Source organism: Streptomyces lushanensis (assembly GCF_001700515.1).
In the GTDB taxonomy this organism is placed as follows: Bacteria; Actinomycetota; Actinomycetes; order Streptomycetales; family Streptomycetaceae; genus Streptomyces; species Streptomyces lushanensis.
On the sequence record NZ_MAUD01000685.1, the window covers coordinates 1 to 850 of the forward strand.

Annotated in this window: 1 protein-coding gene; it reads left to right on the top strand. The window is 74.5% G+C overall.

The genetic code is table 11. From position 1 onward, the window contains the following. Nucleotides 1-850: DUF6986 family protein (locus BFF77_RS32400; protein ID WP_425424468.1), on the top strand; the 850-nt coding region annotated here is incomplete at both ends.

Sequence of the window (850 nt, forward strand, 5' to 3'; positions counted from 1 at the left end):
TGTCGGCGCCGGCATCGGCCGCTCCCTCGCGGCGGTCGACGCCGAGCTGGCCCGCCGGTACCCGGGTGATCCCCGCACCCGCCAGCCCGTCCACACCGTCTACGTGCCCGCCGACGCCTTCGACGCCGGCACGATCCGCTCCTGGGGCGACCGGGCGCTCGCCGCTCTCGACGAACACGCGCCCGACGCGGGCTCGCTGGCCCGTGCCCTGGGCCTGTCCGACGCGCTGGCGGAGCAGGTGTACGGGCGCGTGCGGGCCAAGCTGGAGCGCGAGCCCGTCGAGGACCTGCGGATCGACTTCGAGGACGGCTACGGACCGCGCCCGGACGCCGAGGAGGACGAGGCCGCGGCGCGTGCCGCCCGGCTGGTCCACGAGGCGTACGGGAACGGCACCGCCGCGCCGTACATGGGTATCCGGATGAAGTGCCTGGAGGCCGCGGTACGGGACCGGTCCATCCGGACGCTCGACATCTTCCTCACCGGGCTGGTGGAGGCGGGCGGTCTGCCCGGCGGACTGGTGCTGACACTGCCCAAGGTCACCTACGCGGAGCAGGTCACCGCGATGGTGCGGCTGGCCGAGGGGTTCGAGAGGGCGCGCGGCCTGGCGCCGGGACGGCTCGGCTTCGAGATCCAGATCGAGACCAGCCAGTCCATCCTCGGGGCGGACGGCACCGCCACCGTGGCCCGGATGATCGACGCGGCGGGCGGCCGGGCCACCTCGCTGCACTACGGCACGTTCGACTACAGCGCCTGCGTCGGGGTCAGCGCCGCGTACCAGTCGAGCGACCATCCCGCCGCCGACCACGCCAAGGCCGTCATGCAGGTCGCCGCGGCGGGATGGTCGCTCGAC